The organism is Nodosilinea sp. LEGE 07088, from assembly GCF_015207395.1.
In the GTDB taxonomy this organism is placed as follows: Bacteria; Cyanobacteriota; Cyanobacteriia; order Phormidesmidales; family Phormidesmidaceae; genus Nodosilinea.
Genome location: NZ_JADEWX010000139.1, coordinates 1 through 16,620, shown reverse-complemented (window position 1 = coordinate 16,620; position 16,620 = coordinate 1). Strand labels below are relative to the sequence as shown.

15 protein-coding genes and 3 pseudogenes are annotated in these 16,620 nt (G+C 52.3%); 3 read left to right on the top strand and 15 right to left on the bottom strand.

The features are described 5' to 3' along the window. A pseudogene (locus IQ254_RS33850) lies at positions 1–135 on the top strand (IS630 family transposase); the annotation flags it as partial. 304 nt (positions 136–439) lie between these two features. Here IQ254_RS33850 and IQ254_RS23140 read toward each other — a convergent pair. The 11 genes and pseudogenes from IQ254_RS23140 to IQ254_RS23095 form a co-directional block, all read right to left on the bottom strand. Further along, positions 440–970 (bottom strand): hypothetical protein, encoded by a 531-nt coding sequence (locus tag IQ254_RS23140; protein ID WP_193968516.1) that lies wholly within the window; start codon positions 968–970, stop codon positions 440–442. Then, the gene (locus IQ254_RS23135) at positions 967–1,983 is read right to left on the bottom strand and encodes an ATP-binding protein (protein WP_193968515.1); all 1,017 of its coding nucleotides are present in this window, start codon (positions 1,981–1,983) and stop codon (positions 967–969) included. The genes IQ254_RS23140 and IQ254_RS23135 overlap by 4 nt, the downstream gene beginning before the upstream one ends. A 94-nt stretch (positions 1,984–2,077) precedes the next feature. Beyond that, positions 2,078–3,988 (bottom strand): fumarate reductase/succinate dehydrogenase flavoprotein subunit, encoded by a 1,911-nt coding sequence (locus tag IQ254_RS23130; protein ID WP_193968514.1) that lies wholly within the window; start codon positions 3,986–3,988, stop codon positions 2,078–2,080. A 161-nt stretch (positions 3,989–4,149) separates the two neighbouring features. After that, positions 4,150–4,287 (bottom strand): annotated as a pseudogene (locus IQ254_RS23125) (Uma2 family endonuclease); the annotation flags it as partial. Positions 4,288–4,635: 348 nt separating this feature from the next. After that, a complete protein-coding gene (locus IQ254_RS33845; protein ID WP_228041016.1) occupies positions 4,636–4,746 on the bottom strand; it encodes a DUF433 domain-containing protein in 111 nt (36 codons plus the stop codon). A 27-nt stretch (positions 4,747–4,773) separates the two neighbouring features. Next, positions 4,774–5,385: a CDP-alcohol phosphatidyltransferase family protein gene (locus IQ254_RS23115; protein WP_193968513.1), complete on the bottom strand. Its 612-nt coding sequence runs from the start codon at positions 5,383–5,385 to the stop codon at positions 4,774–4,776. Between the two features lie 108 nt (positions 5,386–5,493). Then, positions 5,494–6,402, bottom strand: a complete 909-nt coding sequence (locus tag IQ254_RS23110) for a pentapeptide repeat-containing protein (protein WP_193968512.1) — start codon at positions 6,400–6,402, stop codon at positions 5,494–5,496. Between the two features lie 441 nt (positions 6,403–6,843). After that, positions 6,844–6,975, bottom strand: a pseudogene (locus IQ254_RS33840) (VOC family protein); the annotation flags it as partial. 109 nt (positions 6,976–7,084) lie between these two features. Further along, positions 7,085–7,339 carry a VOC family protein gene (locus tag IQ254_RS23105; protein WP_193968511.1) on the bottom strand — a complete coding sequence of 85 codons (255 nt, stop codon included), beginning with the start codon at positions 7,337–7,339 and terminating at the stop codon, positions 7,085–7,087. A gap of 172 nt (positions 7,340–7,511) precedes the next feature. Continuing rightward, on the bottom strand, positions 7,512–8,096 hold the full coding sequence (locus tag IQ254_RS23100; protein ID WP_193968510.1) for a hypothetical protein: 585 nt from the start codon (positions 8,094–8,096) through the stop codon (positions 7,512–7,514). A 1,008-nt stretch (positions 8,097–9,104) separates the two neighbouring features. Then, a complete protein-coding gene (locus tag IQ254_RS23095; protein WP_193968509.1) occupies positions 9,105–9,668 on the bottom strand; it encodes a hypothetical protein in 564 nt (187 codons plus the stop codon). Between the two features lie 678 nt (positions 9,669–10,346). Here IQ254_RS23095 and IQ254_RS23090 point away from each other — a divergent pair. Together IQ254_RS23090 and IQ254_RS23085 are read left to right on the top strand one after the other, a co-directional pair. Next, positions 10,347–12,119 carry a sedoheptulose 7-phosphate cyclase gene (locus IQ254_RS23090; protein WP_193968508.1) on the top strand — a complete coding sequence of 591 codons (1,773 nt, stop codon included), beginning with the start codon at positions 10,347–10,349 and terminating at the stop codon, positions 12,117–12,119. A gap of 20 nt (positions 12,120–12,139) precedes the next feature. Further along, a complete protein-coding gene (locus IQ254_RS23085) occupies positions 12,140–13,144 on the top strand; it encodes a DUF6492 family protein (protein WP_193968507.1) in 1,005 nt (334 codons plus the stop codon). A gap of 226 nt (positions 13,145–13,370) precedes the next feature. On the opposite strand, the gene IQ254_RS23080 is transcribed toward IQ254_RS23085, so the two are convergent. The 4 genes from IQ254_RS23080 to IQ254_RS23065 form a co-directional block, all read right to left on the bottom strand. Then, the gene (locus tag IQ254_RS23080; protein WP_193968506.1) at positions 13,371–13,805 is read right to left on the bottom strand and encodes a hypothetical protein; all 435 of its coding nucleotides are present in this window, start codon (positions 13,803–13,805) and stop codon (positions 13,371–13,373) included. Positions 13,806–13,978: 173 nt separating this feature from the next. After that, positions 13,979–15,265: a SagB family peptide dehydrogenase gene (locus IQ254_RS23075; RefSeq protein WP_193968505.1), complete on the bottom strand. Its 1,287-nt coding sequence runs from the start codon at positions 15,263–15,265 to the stop codon at positions 13,979–13,981. Beyond that, the gene (locus IQ254_RS23070) at positions 15,252–15,713 is read right to left on the bottom strand and encodes an ankyrin repeat domain-containing protein (RefSeq protein WP_193968504.1); all 462 of its coding nucleotides are present in this window, start codon (positions 15,711–15,713) and stop codon (positions 15,252–15,254) included. The genes IQ254_RS23075 and IQ254_RS23070 overlap by 14 nt, the downstream gene beginning before the upstream one ends. After that, on the bottom strand, positions 15,710–15,997 hold the full coding sequence (locus IQ254_RS23065; protein WP_193968503.1) for a hypothetical protein: 288 nt from the start codon (positions 15,995–15,997) through the stop codon (positions 15,710–15,712). Before IQ254_RS23065 ends, IQ254_RS23070 begins: the two co-directional genes overlap by 4 nt. Positions 15,998–16,620: the final 623 nt, after the last annotated feature.

Here is a 16,620-nt window from a genome sequence, read left to right as displayed (position 1 = left end):
TTCATTTCAAATCGTTTATTTAAGTCGATTGAAGATCTTGAAGCCCTTATCAACAAACTTCTCAATGAGGGGGATTTAGTTATAAATTGGCATCGCAAGGTGAAAAATAAGGGAAATTCGATTAATGCAATTTAGATGCGTAACAGCTTACTGGATTGTCGATCCGCAGGAGGCTGCGGTTCTGGTTCTAAGTAGGTAAGCCTAATTAATTGTAAGAAAGGGTTTGGGGGCTGCGCCCCCAGGCAGGGGGTTTCACCCCCTCCACCCCCACCAGCATCTTGAGTTTAATTAGGCCCAGCTACTTAGAGCTGAGGGATGGGGTGTATGGCGAAGCGGTTACGTTTAGAGGTGAAGATATCCTTAACTCCCTCCAACTAGGCGCACTTAATATAAAAGTGCAGCAGATATTTGACATTTCCAATTCCGAATAGCAAGAAAGCTATTTATTATCGAATGCTAAAATCTGACTTTCCTTTGCCAAATCCTCATTTAATACTAAAACAGAAGTGGGTGCTAAGTCCCAGATTTTTAGTGTCACTTTGAGCTTTTTCTTAAGTTCATCTTGCAGCGGGGGCAACCAACTCACTTGATGGTTTTTTATGATTAGTATTAAACGAAATTCAATTTGATCAAGATCTAGTAGTTGAAAAGGAATTGGGAGTTCACTACATGTTGAAGGATGTCGTTTTAAATAAACTGCTACGTAAAGATTGAGTGAATTAGAAAGTTTATCTGCAATTTCCTGAAGGAATTCATCAAAGCTTGGAACTGTTTCAGGGCGTGGAGAACTGGATTTTGCTTCAATGATCCATATTCTAGGTCTGTTATTTAAGGTCAAAATCAAGAACTCTGCGATCTTGACTCCATCTTGAATAGCCAAATAAGTTTTACTTTTTTCAATATAAAAGCAGTGACCAGATGGATAAGGACCAAATGATATTCCAGATTCAAGAATTGGCTCGGTCGTCATTCTAATGCGAGCCTCACTTCTTCCTTATATAGTCTGATTGATTCGTCAATAATAGGATTGTCTGGCATGCCCTCTCTCAGATTATCTACATTCCAAGATCCATTATCCGAAGAAAGTATTACGACAGAGAGTGGATTTTCTTTTTGAGAGATGAGAAAAAGCTTCTTAACAACGAAATAAGAATGACTTGCCATAAAAAACTGGATGCCACATTGAGCCAATAAGCTTATAATATCCAGGAATTTCGATATAGCGACTGGATGTAGGGCTGACTCTGGCTCATCGATAAAGATTATTGATTTTGGATCTAAATATCTATTCCCTAAAAGGGTATCAAGGATAGAGATTTTTTTGATTCCTTCTGCTGTTACACCAATTGAGAATTTTTGGTTACCTTTTTTGAATTGCCAACGACTTGTCTTTTCGTCATATTCAACTTTGCCATCCAAAATCTCATGCAAACTCTTCCGAGAAGCAGCAAATTCTCGATAATTATTCCCTTGCTGAGGAGGTTGACGTAAAGCTCTTGCTAAGTCTAAGTATGTGTCGTCAAAACCAAATTTTTTATCTAGTTCACGAGATCCTAAAATTACATTGTATAAGGAAAGAACTTCTTTTGTTGGGAAAAAAATTGAATTACTCTCCCTAGGAGAAACATGATTCTCTAGGGTTTGTATGGCTTTTGTCGTGTCTTTCCCAAAATCATAACAAAAATCTAAGTTATTGAGTTCAAGCCTGAAGGAAAGAGGATCATCTGATCCCTTAGTGACAAGATCACCAATTTTCTCTGTCTCGAAAGTCCAGTAAAGCTTGTCAGCAAGGATTTCTCTTGCATTACGAGGTTCATTGCCACGCTTATAATTCTCCAAGGTTTTCATTGCGCTGTAAAGAGCCTTGAGAAGAATGGTTTTCCCTGCCCCATTCTTGCCAATAATCAGATTTATGTTGCCTAATTTTTTACAATTAAGCTCTTGTATTGGTCCAAAGTTTTTGAGTTCAAGGCTGTTTATCATTTATCATACTCTCAAGACTCATAGGCCAAGATTCGATCAAAACGTTTATTGCATATTTTTATTTTTGTCATTTATCTCTTTTTAAGTTTAGATTTTACTTATAGCTGCGCTGGGTGAGCTGCACATTCTCAAAATCGAGATTTTCGCGGTGCAGCTGGGGCATTCTTCCTTCCCCCGTATACTCCCATGCCGCCACAAAGGCGTAGTGCTCGTCGTCGCGCTTGGCCTCGCCGTCGGGGGTCTGGTACTCTTCGCGGAAGTGGCCACCACAGGATTCTTCGCGCTGTAGGGCGTCGCGAGCCATCAGCTCCGCCAGGTCGATAAAGTCAGCGACGCGCCCGGCAAACTCCAGGTTTTTGTTCAGGGTGTTGGCCTCGCCGGGGATTTTGAGGTTTTGCCAGAATTCAGTACGCAGGTCTTGGATTTGGGCGATCGCACTCTCCAGCCCCTCCCGGTTCCGCGACATGCCCACGTTGTCCCACACAATGCGGCCCAGCTCGCGGTGAAACTCCATCACGGTCTTGTCGCCCTGAATGCTCAGCAGCTTAGTAATGCGGGCCTTGGCGCTGGCTTCGGCGTCCCCAAAGGCGTCGTCGTCGATAGTCACAGCCGGGAACGACTGCCCCGCAATGTAGTCTCCCAGGGTGTAGGGAATCACGAAGTAGCCATCCGCTAAGCCCTGCATCAGGGCGCTGGCCCCCAGTCGATTGGCCCCGTGGTCCGAGAAATTCGCCTCACCCAGCACAAACAGCCCCGGAATCGTGCTCATCAGGTGGTAGTCAACCCACAGGCCGCCCATGGTGTAGTGGACGGCGGGGTAGATGCGCATGGGGGTTTCGTAGGGGTTTTCGCCCGAGATGCGCTGGTACATGTCAAACAGGTTGCCGTAGCGGGCGGCAATGGTGTCGCGGCCTTGCTGGGCGATCGCATCTCGAAAATCCAGGTACACCGCCAGCCCCGTTTCCCCCACGCCGCGCCCCTCATCGGTCATGGCCTTGGCATTGCGCGAGGCCACATCCCTCGGCACCAGGTTGCCAAAGGCGGGGTAGCGGGTCTCTAAGTAATAGTCGCGCTCGTTCTCGGGAATGTCGTCGGGGCGTCGGGTATCGCCCGCCGCCCGCGGCACCCATACCCGCCCGTCGTTGCGCAGGCCCTCGCTCATCAGGGTGAGTTTAGATTGGTAGTCGCCCGACACCGGAATGCAGGTGGGGTGAATCTGCGTGTAGCAGGGGTTAGCAAAGTAGGCCCCCCGCTTGTGGCAGCGCCAGGCCGCCGTCACGTTTGAGTTCTTTGCATTCGTAGACAGGTAATACACGTTGCCGTAGCCCCCTGTGCACAGCAGCACCGCATCTCCGGCGTAGCGTTCCAGTTCCCCCGTCACCAGGTTGCGCACCACAATGCCCCGCGCTTTGTCATCCACCACGACTAATTCCAGCATTTCGCGGCGAGAATAGACCTCGATCTTGCCCAGCTGCACCATGCGCATCATGGCGCTGTAGGCCCCGAGCAGAAGCTGCTGCCCGGTCTGCCCCCTGGCGTAGAAGGTGCGCGACACCTGCGCCCCGCCAAAGGAGCGGTTGTCGAGCAGTCCCCCATATTCTCGGGCAAAGGGCACACCCTGGGCTACGCACTGGTCGATAATGCCGCTGCTGATCTCCGCCAGACGGTGCACATTGGCCTCGCGGGAGCGGTAGTCGCCGCCCTTGATGGTGTCGTAGAACAGCCGCCACACGCTGTCGCCATCGTTGGGGTAGTTTTTGGTGGCGTTGATGCCTCCCTGGGCGGCAATGCTGTGGGCGCGGCGCGGCGAGTCTTGAATGCAGAAGCTTTTGACGTTATAGCCCAGCTCCGCCAGGGTCGCCGCCGCCGAGGCCCCGGCCAGCCCGGTGCCGACCACCAGAATGGTGTGCTTAGCCTTATTTTTAGGGCTCACCAGACGGCAATGGTCTTTGAAATCGCTCCATTTTTGGTTCAGCGGGCCAGTGGGAATGCGGGGGTCGAGCATGGGGAGGGAGGTGAGGAGATGGAGAGGATAGGGGAGGTGGGGAAGAAGGGGTAAGCTCTTACCAGGCAGTCCCTTACTGGGAGGATCAGGGGGGGCTATTCGAGCAGCCAGCCAAAAATAGAGCCTACTGTAAGGCTAAACCCATTGGCAAAGGCTGGGCCAGTCTGAATGGTGCTGTGCTTCCCTTGAGGCATGGGTTTTGGAATGATTTGCCCGTCAATGTACTCGCTGGCAGGCTTGGTTTCTGGTAGATCCAGAAACTCTTCCAGGGTGATTGGCTTGGGCGGGGACTGTACCATGGCAGAGATCGGTTAAAAAGATTGCTGCTCTTCTAAGCATAGCGGGGTGGCTACAGGGTATGCTGCACGTCACGGCGCCTGGACGAAACTTACCTGCCCAGCGATCGCACTACTGACTGTTGATTCAACTAAGAGTGTTCCAACTAAATACCTAGCCGGTGTCTCTCCGCGACTGTCTTTCCGCGACCGGCCCAGGGGGCCGAGTTCACGTTCCTGATCGGGATGTTTTTTTAGGTGGAATACTCTAAGGCTGTAGGTTGCCTAATGCGTGGCCAACTTGTCGTATTCAACACGACAATCTACGTGCTCAAGAACTGCCCGTACCTGTTGAATGGCTACACCAGGAAATCACTGAACAAACTCTTCAGCATTGCTGCCGTCCTCTAGGTTCTCAAATAGAGCAGATACGGCAATGCGAGTGCCGCGAAAAAGCCAAGCACCGCTGCTGACCCGCGCCAATGCCCCTATTCTATCGGCAAGAATGGCTCAGGGTATCGCTCCGGCGGTACGGGTAGCCAAACTGCTAGCCCGAATTTGCAGCGCCTTCTGGATAGTCACGACATCGAAGGTCCACCGGGGCAGAATCAGCGTCATGGCGACCTCTTCTAGATTATGCAGGGTGCCAATCACCAGAGTGGCCCAGAAGGTAACCCCAGCATAGCCAAAGCCAAATAAGGCTATTGTCGCCACCGCCAGAGAAAGCCCCCATATTTTGGCCGAATAGCTATGGTAGCTGGCCAATCGACCATACTTGATCAGGGAAGCCCCCCACTGCAGCCCTTGAGCCAGGGCTGTAATCCCTAGGGGGAGGGCAAAACCCCCGACCACATCGGGAAACACCTGCCAGATGCTGGCCAAAACGCACAGGTACAGGCACAGGTCAGCCCGGCTGTCGGCTTCCCGCAAAAAGGAACTGACTACATTCAGCCGCCGGGCAATGATGCCATCAAAAATATCGGACAGCACCGCTAAGACAAACACCGGCACAAACCCGGAGCTGGAATGACCATTCCAGGCATCGAGCAGCAGGTAAGGGCCAGCCATAAAGCGAAACACCACCAGAGCAGCGGGCAGAGCCGATATGAGGAAGCGGGACATCAGCGAAATCTCTGTGAAAAAATGAGCGCTTCCATTCTGGCTAACGACACGTGTGATGCCGACAACTCATGTGCCAGATGATCGTCAAAACGACTCAAACAAAATTGGCTAGTCCCATCGGTGTTGTCGAGCTTCATCGACTATCCCCTGAGCCTCTTCGAGTGAAATATCATAGCGGGCGCTCAAAAGTTGGGGAATGCGATCGCAGTCGCGATTGGGATTCACATTTGGTTGTTGGGAATAGGCAGGCAGGGCAACATTACATAAAAAAGGCGAAGGTTTCGCCTTTAGTTGAAGCGGTTCAAGATTTAGAACTTCTCGTGAATTGATAAAAAATAGCAAAGCACCGCTGAGGTTGGCATTGCTGAGGTTGGCATTGCTGATTAAGGCACAGTTGAGGTCGGCGCCGCTGAGGTTGGCACATTTGAGGCCGGCCCTGCTGAGGTTGGCATATCTGAGGTCGGCCCCGCTGAGGTTGGCATATCTGAGCTCAGCACCGTTGAGGTCGGCCCCGTTGAGGTTGGCACATTTGAGGTTGGCGCCGCTGAGGCTGGCGCCGCTGAGGTTGGCGCCGCTGAGGTTGGCGCCGTTGAGGCTGGCGCCGCTGAGGTCGGCGCCGCTGAGGTTGGCCTCGCTGAGGTTGGCCTCGCAGAAGTCAGCACTGTTGAGGTCAGCCCCGTTGAGGTTGGCCCCGTTGAGGTCGGCCCCGCTGAAGTCGGCCCCGCTGAAATCTGCGGTTTCATTTCTTTTGGCAGTGCGGAAATTGAGTAACAGGAAGACTCCACCGACAACCGCCGCGATCGTCCCAAGATCGCTGACGAGGGTTTCACGATGTTGGTGAGCAAGGGTTGCTCTCTCGTTAGGGGCTAGGCGACCGTCATCTGGCTGAAGGCTGCGATTGGGGAGTAACCAAAGCCACCACACCATCCAGAAAAAGACTGGAGTAGCGATCGCTCCCATCACCCACCACTTGTTGATCCTTATTTTCGGCTGCCACCGCTTGAATCGCTCCCGCATGCTTGAGACTCCTTCATTGCTGAGCCCATTATTGCTCCCCTGATTCGGGAACGCTCTAATCTTTATGCACGCTTAACTACCCCATTCCAAAGTCAATGGGCATCTCTCGACATGTTCTGGGCGACGGCTCTGGTGCGATCGCGGCGGCATCGAATATCATTTCTGCTTTATTGACGAGAGCTATCAACTCTCGTCAATAAAACAGTTTGTGGCGTCAGTTCATTAACGACCAGAATTTTTCCTCTGCTATAACCAGGCTCTCATCAGGCAGCGACAGTTTGGTTCTTATGTCATGCCTAATACCAATTCATTATGCTCAACCTCATACTGAAATCGCGGGCAGCGTTTTCCGTTTTGCTTCTGAAATCATCCCCACGTGCAGATGGATTGACGTTACCCGCTATTGTATCCGAGTGAAGATTGACCGCGCAACGATTGTAATCATGTCACCTTCGTTGCGATCCACCATGTCGTACCGCCAGCATCCTTTACGCCTCCGCGTTTGTCATCATCGTCTTTTTTGACTGGTTCTTGGACAGACTCAGCACCAGCCTCGAGCGCGCGTTTGTAAGTAGGTAAGCCTAATTAATTGTAAGAAAGGGTTTGGGGGCTGCGCCCCCAGGCAGGGGGTTTCACCCCCTCCACCCCCACCAGCATCTTGAGTTTAATTAGGCCCAGCTACTTACGCGGCATCGACATCATCAACGTAAATGTGGACGTATGAAGGCACAGGGGGCCAGTCCGGCGCACAATCCGCAATCATGATGACGCCGTCGTCAAGGCGAACCTCGGAGTGCATGAGTTTGCCAGTATCGTCGGGGAATCGGCAGATTTCTTTGGCCCCAAACGCTTGCGCCAGGAATTGGATCGTTTCGCTTGCACCAGACACGATCAGGTACGGTGAGACACTGGGGTATCCATCAGGTTTGTAGTTCATGTTTGCAACTGATGCGTGTTGGCGTTCTGATACAGGTGGCGGGTAGTGGCATAACGGTACCCATCACCTGCCGCAGATAACCTCGAACTCTAATCGATCAATTCTCGGCGGTCAGTGTGCATGGGCTTTGTTAGACAGCCGCAGTTATCCGTAGATTAACATTTTTTCTGTATCACTCGATCTCCTTTTTTAACTGAGATTGAAACTGTTTCAAGAAATTTGCTTGCTCTTTAACTCGTCGAAAATCGTTGAGAGTGAGCTTGTACCATGAAAACCAAGTTCCATAGCTTAAGAAGATGCAGAAGAGGCTGCCAAATATAGAGACTTGAATTTTTAGAGGGAAATCTGGAATCTTGGTCCATGCAAAAAGATTAAGAGTAAGAAATGTTAGAGCTGAATTGAGTACCCACCCACGACAAATCCTAAGCCTACTTCGTCCATATTCCAGTAAGCTAGCTAAACGTCCTTCATGGATATAGATAATACGCCTATCATCATGAAAATCATCTTTATTTTCGTAGTATTTTCTGAACATTTCTTTTGCCCATAGCCACTCGAAAAGAGTATCAGAAATGCGATCAACTACTATGCCAACAACATATGTAAGTGAAAGAAAGGGAATTAAGGCAGGTAAGGAAAGGAGTTTATTAGAATCAACCCAGGAAAAGCCAAAAATACTAGTAGCCAGGAAGAATATCCAAATAGCAGAACCCATTCCAATAATTATCAATTCGACAAACAAATCTGTGGTACTCATTTATGCCTCGATCCAAATCCACATTGAATGTAACGTTCTTTATATTACTCTCCTAACTACTACGCCCTATCCTCAGATTTTCGGTTGTTTAGCAAGCACATCCAAAGAGTATCCTTCCAACTGCATTCCAACCAAGAATCTAGCGGTCGGGTAAAGGAGGAGGTTTTAAATATAGCCCCCTCCCTCCCCTCAGAACCGTGCATACAACTTTCACTGTATACGGCTCAAGCAACGTCTTGAGATTCAGTGTCTCCGATTCTTAACAACCCTTGCGAATTGTCCTGACGGTTACGTTTACAGACCGAAGCCTGTACCTAACTTTTCCCGCCAGTTGAGTCTCATCTCACCTGCATTCAAGCTATTACCTGTCCCACGTCTGCACCCTTTCGGGTTGGGCCTGTGCCCTATCTGCCCCGTTATGGATTCCGGTTACCTTTCGGCGGACGGCGTAAGGGCTTCGCCCACGCTTCGCGAACGCGTCTTGGGACATCCTGTGCCCGCTAGAGGGTTCTACCTCAGTTACCTTCGGTTTACCTGACCATGACGGCATGTCCAGGACTCTATCGGAGTTGCCTCGTTCCGCACGGGGTGGAGATGTGGTTGCCGTAGGACTCCTCTTTACTCCGGGGGCGGGGTGTTCTCAATCGACATTTAGCCGCTGCCGATTCCCATCTGCCCCAACATGCTCGTGTCAGCCCTTTCGAGCACCTAAATTAACGAAGCCTCATCAAGGATTCTTTGGCATTATCCCTAGCAACCTTGCCCTAGCCTGCACCCTCAATTGGGCTCTGAAGGTGCTTCGACAGTTAACCTTGTCTGCTGATGCTGCCCTCCCATTACTGGTTGAACATTCCAAGGCGGACATCTGCTTAAACACTAGCAGGGAAAGGATTTTGGAGCCCTTTCCAACTCCCCCGAACGACTTCGAGTCGCGCGGCTAACGTTCGACATGAGCGGCGTCAAAAAGGCGCAGCCTTTTTGACGTCCGCTCGATGGAGGGGTTAGGCCTCACGGCTGCCCCTCCGACTCTTCTGCGTGCTGCCGAGCCATCCATAGAAGAATGGCAGTATCAGCGCCACCTACTTCAACCATGCGTGTTCCGTGCATGAGAACACCAAGGCCGTGCTCACCGTCCCAGTCACAGCCAAGCTCAAAGCCGATGTACGGAATGCCGTTGCGACTGATCTGGTGGATGTTCACCGAATGCAAGCCCACCAAACCCTTCAGATCTTCGATTGAATTCGCGTTCTGCATTTCTGTTCCGTCGTCCGTCTCGAACCCGAACTGTTCTTGTATCTCGGGGTATGCATCAAGGATGGTTTGTTGCACTGCTGCAGACACTTCTGGTTCATTCGCGAAGAACCAATTGATCGAACTCAGTTCGCCTTCCGCGAGTGGCTCAGACCCTCGACCTTCAGGAGCAAAGCACACTTGCACCACCCCACTACTGGGTTGAGCGGAACTGCTCGAGCCATATGCACCGCCTCTTGCCTGGAACCCTGCCCAAGACGAGAGCTTCACGCTAGCCTTCCACCAAGTCTTGTCTTCGAGGCTGAATCGTGGCGTCTGCATGATGTTTCCTCGTGAGGCCTAACGATCGTGTTGAGCGGTTGCCAGAAAGCTCTGCAATGCACTAAAAATTTGAATAAATCCGCTGATACATTCTGTTCCATGACAAGCGCCACCCCCAGGAAATGGGTACGGCAAGAGAGCCGGGGGCCAATCGTCTCTTACCCAATCCAAACCATATACCTCGATTTCATAGCGCCCAACCCGCAGGGGCGAATGCCATTCGCCCTATTGCAGCCCTGCGATCGCTAAACTGGCAGAGCAATTTGGCAATTTCACCCTCCACTCAGCCATTGAGCGGGCTAAAGTAAGCCCTCAACCCTGGGTTTACCAGTTTTCTGGGTCATTGAACCAATGTTTCGCTCAACCTGGCTTGGCTTGGCCCACGGCAGATATCCTCGCACTGATTTTTCTTGACACCCATGTTAAGTTACCTAACGAAGGGGTTTCACTCAGGAAAAGCGCAAAAATCAATGAAAACTATTGCCTTAGTAGGAAGACCTAGCCTTCCTACCATTAAGGTACTTAATTTGGCTGTGCCCGCTTGAAAACTTCGATTTCAGGGCACAGGCCAACTCTGTCAGCTCATCAGGTTGGGCAGAGGGTTCTCTCTCAGCGCTTTTCCTCTAGCTCTAACACCCTGGCTGAGATTGCACTCACGTCTTTTGCGGGAACTCAATAATGACGAAAACGACCTCGGTGGTGGCGGCTTTTATCGGTACCTACGACAGCCAGCTTTTGGCTTACCCAGATTTAGACCATGCCGTTGAAGCTATTTGTCGCAACCCAACCTTCAAAGACCTATTGCTTGCCTTCGTTGACTGCCCAGTCTTCTCCCCAGAGCTGGGGCAAGAGTTTGCTGCCCTAGGTGCGATCGAGGGCCTGGCGGCCTGTCGCCAATTGCGCAGTTGTCTAAACTTGTCCTTGGCGAGTTTTTTTACCCTGCTGGCCGAGCTAATCGCGGCCTTTGACCTCGCCGCTGGAGTTGACTGGTCGGCGTTTGCCAGCCGCATACAACTCTCTAGCCTGGGCAGCTGTAAGTTGCTGAGACGGCTTTTAGATAGTCAAGAGCAGGCGTTTTATCAGGAGCTGGCTTCGCGTCTAGTCGAGACCAACCCCCATGCCATCTACCCGACCTCCAGCTATCGCGAAAGCCACGGCCATGTGGTCAGCACCGCCGACGATCAAACCATCGAAGCGGTGATGAGTTCGAGCACATTCACCTCAATCAAAGTGCTAGAGAACGTGCTCGACCCTGAGCAGTTGGTCTTAAAAGATACCTACTTGCCGCTTGGTCGCTGCGTCTGCCTGGTCGATCAAAACGTCGATAGCTTCTACGGCGAACAGATCGAACACTACTTCAAGCACCACGGCATCCATCTAGAGAAGCTGGTCTATCGGGCCATGGAGGTGGATAAGGGCATCCACACCGTCGAGCGCATGCTGGGTGACTTTAAGCAGCTCGGAGTCGCCCGTAACGAACCCGTGCTGATTGTTGGCGGCGGGGTACTGACCGATACCGGTGGCCTGGCCTGCGCCCTGTATCACCGCAACACTCCCTACGTGATGCTGTCGACCTCCGTGGTGGCGGGCATTGATGCGGGGCCGTCGCCGCGTACCTGCTGCGATGGCTTTGGCTACAAAAATCTCTTTGGGGCCTACCACGCGCCGATTTTGTCGATTACCGATCGCTCCTTCTTTAAGACCCTGCGGGAAGGCTGGCTGCGCCACGGCATCGCCGAAATCATCAAAATGGCCGTGGTCAAAAATGCCGAGCTGTTCAACTATCTGGAGCAAGCAGGGCCTGAGTTGATCACGTCTCGGTTTGGCACCACCCACTGTCAACCCAGCGACAGCATTAGCGGTCTTTCCCAGCAGATTTTGGGGGCGGCTATGCGCAGCTACGTAGAGGCCGAATACGACAACCTCTATGAAACCCACCAGTGTCGCCCCCACGCCTATGGTCATACCTGGTCGCCGGGGTTTGAGATTGAAGCCGGGTTATTGCACGGCCATGCGGTCGCCATTGGCATGGGGTTTGGGGCCTACCTCAGCCATCGCCAGGGCTGGATTAGCGCCGCAGAGTTTCACCGCATTCTGTGGCTGATCGACTCCTTTGGCCTCAGCCTCTGGCACGATGTTTTGCTCAATCAAGACACCCTTTGGGCCGCCCAGGAGAAAATCGTGCAGAAGCGGGGCGGCAATTTGGTAGTGCCCTTGCCCAAGGGCGCTATTGGGCAATGCGGGTATCTCAATGCTCTGACTCGGGATCAGCTCAACGATGCGATCGCCGCCTACCATGCCATTTGCGTCACCTACCCCCGCCAGGGCATTGGCATCGAACCCCTCTGTAGTGATGTGGGGCTAGAGGCCCCCTCCACGGTGGCTCACATTCCGGTAGAGCTAGATTCTGCTTACCAGGCAGACCCAGCCCAAACCCTATCAACCGTATAGAGAGACCCTTTGTTCAAGCCATGGTAAACGAATCGTTTGATGTGGTCATTCCGCTCTACCGCTGTCGCTGGAACACCCAGTCAGTGCTAGAGGGCATTACCACCCACTACGCCCCTCGGGCCATTCACATCATTGCCCCCGAGCTAGAGGCCCAGGCCCTGCAAGAAAAAGCTAAGGGTTGGCAAGTCGCGAACCTGATCACCCACGGGGAAGAATCTTTTTTTCAAAGCAGCGGTCTGACCAAAGACGCCATTTGCGCCGAGCTCGACCTGGGGAAATCGCTCTATACCCCAGGCTGGTTTTATCAGCAATTGCTCAAGCTGGGCGCGGCGGAGGGCATTCCCGATCTCAGCGATTGGTATGTGGTGTGGGACAGCGACCTGCTGCCCGTGGCCACCTGGCCCCTGGTGGAAGGGCACGGGTCTAGCCTCCAGCATCGGTTCGCCCTGCTTCAGCACAACCAGTGGGGCAATGCCACTATTGTCTCGACCTGGGCTGAGTGGATTCGCTCGGTGCTGGGGGTCGAACCCTGCACCGACCCGGAGGGCACGTTTATCCCCCACCATATGTGGTTCAAGCAGGAGCATTTAAATACGTTTAAGCAGCAGCTCAGCCACCACTACCAGAGCGAGGAGCACTGGCTGTTGCTGATGATGCGGTCTGCCAATGAGTTCGGTACCTTTGGCGAATACTGGATCTATTCGTCTTGGGTCGCGGCCCAGGCCCCGGTGGATCTGTCGTTCTACCCCTATGACCAATACGGGGCGACCACAGAGCGCTTTTTTGACGATGGTACCGGGCTATTTTCGGCCGCACTGAGGGCTTATCTCGCCGCGCCCGCAGAAACGGAAGCCGCTGACTTTTCGCCGTCCTATACCGAGGTGGCGGCATTTATTCGAGATGAGTATGGGCCAGAGGCACTGCCCTCGTCACTGTCCTTTGAGAGCAGCCCCCGGCACCTAAAAAAGAATGAGGCCACTATGCACATCGAAGAACAGCGATCGCGCTGGAATCCCCGCCAATAAAAGGTTAGCAGGTCGTGATTTAGCGGCCCTATCTAGGGTCTAGCCAAGGTGATGGCGGCATCCAACCTGCCTAACCAAAGCTGCCACCGCCTGCTGGTCCGTCGAGTCAAGTCGGATCGGTTCCATGTCGTTGTCTGTCACGTTTCGGTTCACCTATGATGAAGGATGTTAATCCTAAGCAGGACTGACCGCTGCATCGGGTGTAACTAGATAGTGTGGGGGTTTATTATTGACTGGATTCTGTTTCTTTCGCCAGGCCCAGCAATGGAATAGAGAGCATTACCAGAAAGATCCCGTTCAGGACAATATTGCCTGGAAGTCGAGAGAGATATGAGCCAGTCGAATCTATACAAAACCACGCAACAATTGATATGAGCATCCGGCGGGTAAGTTGTAGATTTCCCTGAGCAATGGGTCCAGCCGCGACAAAATACATGAGCGTCGCCCACCCCACCATGACGCCGCCGAGAATAGCATTAACTGACATCGTTTCATGGCTAAACCCGGCCGGATCACTATCCAACGGCCATTTCACCAGGTCAAAAAGCCATAGCCATGGGCCACTCGACCCTTCCATGCTGGCTGCAAATGAAACCAGCCCCGTGATACCCGTGACTAGGCAGCTAAGCTTGAGCCATGACACAAGAAACTCTCTGTTCATATAGCCACTTCCCTGTTTTTTGGGTGCCTATCACGATCGTTTTCAGCCATCCAAGCCTGCTCAAGAGCGTTGAATGGCCGATGTTGTGAAACTAATACACCACCAGTGGATGTCGCAATTACCTCATAGGTAATTGCCTGGTTGATGCTGAGGTTACCGATCGCAGCCCGCGCCTATCGACCGATCGCCAGCGCGTAAAGGATGTCTTTTTCGGTGCCTAAAAACGCCTGGGTTTCCTCATCGTAATAGGCCCCAATCCCCGTGCAAGTGATAGCAGCATAGGTGCTGGCCAGGTAGAGCCGCTGCCCCAGCACCCCGGCCACCTGCATAGCCGTTTGATAATTCTGCGGGTGCGCGGCCAAAAAGAAGGTCACCGCCCCATCCCCAGCGATGCGCTGATCCACACAGAGGTAAGCCGCTTGGGCTGAGAAGTCGCCGCCCTGTAGCAACTCCTCGCCGCGATACAGGCCGGGTGCCAGCCCCGTCACTCGTAAGACCACGGCGTAGATCTCGATCACCTCCTGGCTGTGGGTTGCTATGGGTTGAGCGATCGCAGACACAACCGCCTGATAGTCGTCCAGAGAAATCGCTGCCTGGCGAAAATAGCGGGCGGATCGCCGCCGGTAGATGGCGTCTAATAATGCTGGGCGATCGTAGGTCCATGCTGGAGTCTGGAGGGGTTGACGGGGGCTGGCGGGCGCCAGGGTGGCCTCATATCCCTGCTCTAGAAACCCACTGGGGATGAAATAGTCGGTGCCACACACGAAGGGAATGGGCAGTCGAAATTCGCGGCGAGGATGGGGGCTGGCGTTGCCCGCGATCGCGGCCCCCAGGGCCCATTCCTGATGGGCGAATCCCATCGCTTGATTGAGTTTGGTTTTGTCAAAGTCAAACACCAGCTCCAGCGAATGGTTAAAGGCATAGGCGGCGGCTTCGATCGCCCCCAAATGGTGCCCCCCATCCAGAAAGCCATAGCGGAGGCTGCGTTCCTCATACTTCCAGCTAGAGCGGAAGTAAACACAGCTGACCAAAAAAATTAGCCCCTCGATGGTGTAGCCAGGGCAGATATAGGCCTCCAGGCCATCGTCGATCAGTTCATAGATCAGGGTGAGTTGGTTGTGGGCCACTTCGTAGTGGTACAACCCACTGATGATGCCTTCAACCCCCCGGATCTGCACATAGAGTTCGGTGGGGTACAGACCACCGGCAGAGGGAATGACCCGCAGCTGCGCTGTGTAGTGGCGATATTGCCGTTCCAGGGTGATGGTGCTGGTGGCCTCGATCAAGGCGTGGGTCTGGTTTGCCTTGTCTAGGGGGTAGCGCCGATAAAACAGGGGATAGGCTTTATAGGCCGAGGGCTGAGTCGAAGCATCCACATAGTTAGGATTGATTTTGACCGACTCATAGGAGTGGTTGGTTTGCCCATGGACCGTCCGTAGCCTGAGTTTACTGGGCACCATGCTTCAACCGTCTCCAGACCGCTTGAGTACTGGCAAAGTCGAGGGCGGTAAAGTCGTCTAAATTGCGCAGGGCCGCATTGGCGCCGTGGTCTAACAGCTGCTGCAAAACCTCCACTTTACCGGCAGAGGCCGCATACATCAGGGCCGTCGCGCCATTGTCGTTTTGATTATCGATGTCGATACCTGCCTCCACCAGGAGGTCAATGGCCTGGTCGAAGTTGCCGAAGCAGGCAAACCAGAGGGCGTTGTTGCCATCGCGATTGCGACAGTTAACGTCTACCCCAGCCGAGAGGAGCTCCTGCATCCATACCAGGTGGCCCGCTCGGGTGAGTTTCATCAGGGCAGAGTCACCATTCTCCCCGGGTTGGTTGAGATCTTCAGAGGCATACCCGTTGTCTTGCAGCCAGGTTGTCAACGCCTGACTCAGGGGTTTCTGGGTCAGAGTCATGGCGTTGAAGTCTCCCGCATACTGGGTAACAAGACTGGTGGTGCAAGGGCTTGGTTGATGGCCGCGGTGGCGGCCTCTAGGGTCATCTGTGGCTGAGACCAGCAGATCGTCCAGGTGTCGTCACCGCCGAGGATTTCTAGATCGCTGTGGATGGGGGGCTTACCCAGCACATCCATGAGTTGCCGCGCCAGGATACAGTGGCTAGCAACGTGGGTGATGATCGCGATGGTGAGCACATCCTCAGAATCCGCGATCGCTTCTTGAAAGATAGTTTTAATCTGCATGACAACCTTGCGAAGGATTCGTCAGTCAATACATCATGGGGGTCGAATTTTTTGAGGTTGGCTTTCAACCGATGGTTAGCACTGATGTGCTGCTCTTTAAGTCTCAATCGAGTCAGTCTCAATGAAGTCAGTCTCAATGAAGTCAGTCTCAATCGAGACAGCGGCCCCAAGCTACCACACTCTCCAAAGCGCGCTTAGGGCTATCTATTGTCATCTTAGGGTAAAGGTCGTGAAACGATCATCCCTAACATCAAAACATCAGCTGAGCCCCATTTTCGAGAGTTCATGGCGAACAATTTTAGCTAGAATTTTGTTCTGACATATACAAGGTGCTGGAGTAAATCCTTCCATTTTGACGACTTTTTAAGCACCTTCAAAAATTGTATTTTTATTTATGGGTTCGCCAATTCAAATCTGAAGTGCATCAGCGTCTGATTTATCTGAATAGAATACTTCAAATGGCGTTTTATAGTCAAGCGATTTTCTTGGTCTTTTGGGTAGTGGACTAACGTAAAGGATGGAGAAAAAATAAGGCAACGCTGTCGTATTTATAGATTCTGAGGGGGTAGCCTCCATGGCCATTGAGATGACCTGTCCAACCTGTGGGTCTCACGACATCTCCA

What these genes read in the sequence shown, in the direction of transcription:
- IQ254_RS23115 (WP_193968513.1), bottom strand. Translation starts at nt 5,385, where the DNA reads ATGTCCCGCTTCCTCATATCGGCTCTGCCCGCTGCTCTGGTGGTGTTT.
- IQ254_RS23135 (WP_193968515.1), bottom strand. Translation starts at nt 1,983, where the DNA reads ATGATAAACAGCCTTGAACTCAAAAACTTTGGACCAATACAAGAGCTT.
- IQ254_RS23105 (WP_193968511.1), bottom strand. Translation starts at nt 7,339, where the DNA reads ATGAACTACAAACCTGATGGATACCCCAGTGTCTCACCGTACCTGATC.
- IQ254_RS23100 (WP_193968510.1), bottom strand. Translation starts at nt 8,096, where the DNA reads ATGAGTACCACAGATTTGTTTGTCGAATTGATAATTATTGGAATGGGT.
- IQ254_RS23130 (WP_193968514.1), bottom strand. Translation starts at nt 3,988, where the DNA reads ATGCTCGACCCCCGCATTCCCACTGGCCCGCTGAACCAAAAATGGAGC.
- IQ254_RS23065 (WP_193968503.1), bottom strand. Translation starts at nt 15,997, where the DNA reads ATGCAGATTAAAACTATCTTTCAAGAAGCGATCGCGGATTCTGAGGAT.
- IQ254_RS23090 (WP_193968508.1), top strand. Translation starts at nt 10,347, where the DNA reads ATGACGAAAACGACCTCGGTGGTGGCGGCTTTTATCGGTACCTACGAC.
- IQ254_RS23110 (WP_193968512.1), bottom strand. Translation starts at nt 6,402, where the DNA reads ATGCGGGAGCGATTCAAGCGGTGGCAGCCGAAAATAAGGATCAACAAG.
- IQ254_RS23075 (WP_193968505.1), bottom strand. Translation starts at nt 15,265, where the DNA reads ATGGTGCCCAGTAAACTCAGGCTACGGACGGTCCATGGGCAAACCAAC.
- IQ254_RS23085 (WP_193968507.1), top strand. Translation starts at nt 12,140, where the DNA reads ATGGTAAACGAATCGTTTGATGTGGTCATTCCGCTCTACCGCTGTCGC.
- IQ254_RS23140 (WP_193968516.1), bottom strand. Translation starts at nt 970, where the DNA reads ATGACGACCGAGCCAATTCTTGAATCTGGAATATCATTTGGTCCTTAT.
- IQ254_RS23095 (WP_193968509.1), bottom strand. Translation starts at nt 9,668, where the DNA reads ATGCAGACGCCACGATTCAGCCTCGAAGACAAGACTTGGTGGAAGGCT.
- IQ254_RS23070 (WP_193968504.1), bottom strand. Translation starts at nt 15,713, where the DNA reads ATGACTCTGACCCAGAAACCCCTGAGTCAGGCGTTGACAACCTGGCTG.
- IQ254_RS23080 (WP_193968506.1), bottom strand. Translation starts at nt 13,805, where the DNA reads ATGAACAGAGAGTTTCTTGTGTCATGGCTCAAGCTTAGCTGCCTAGTC.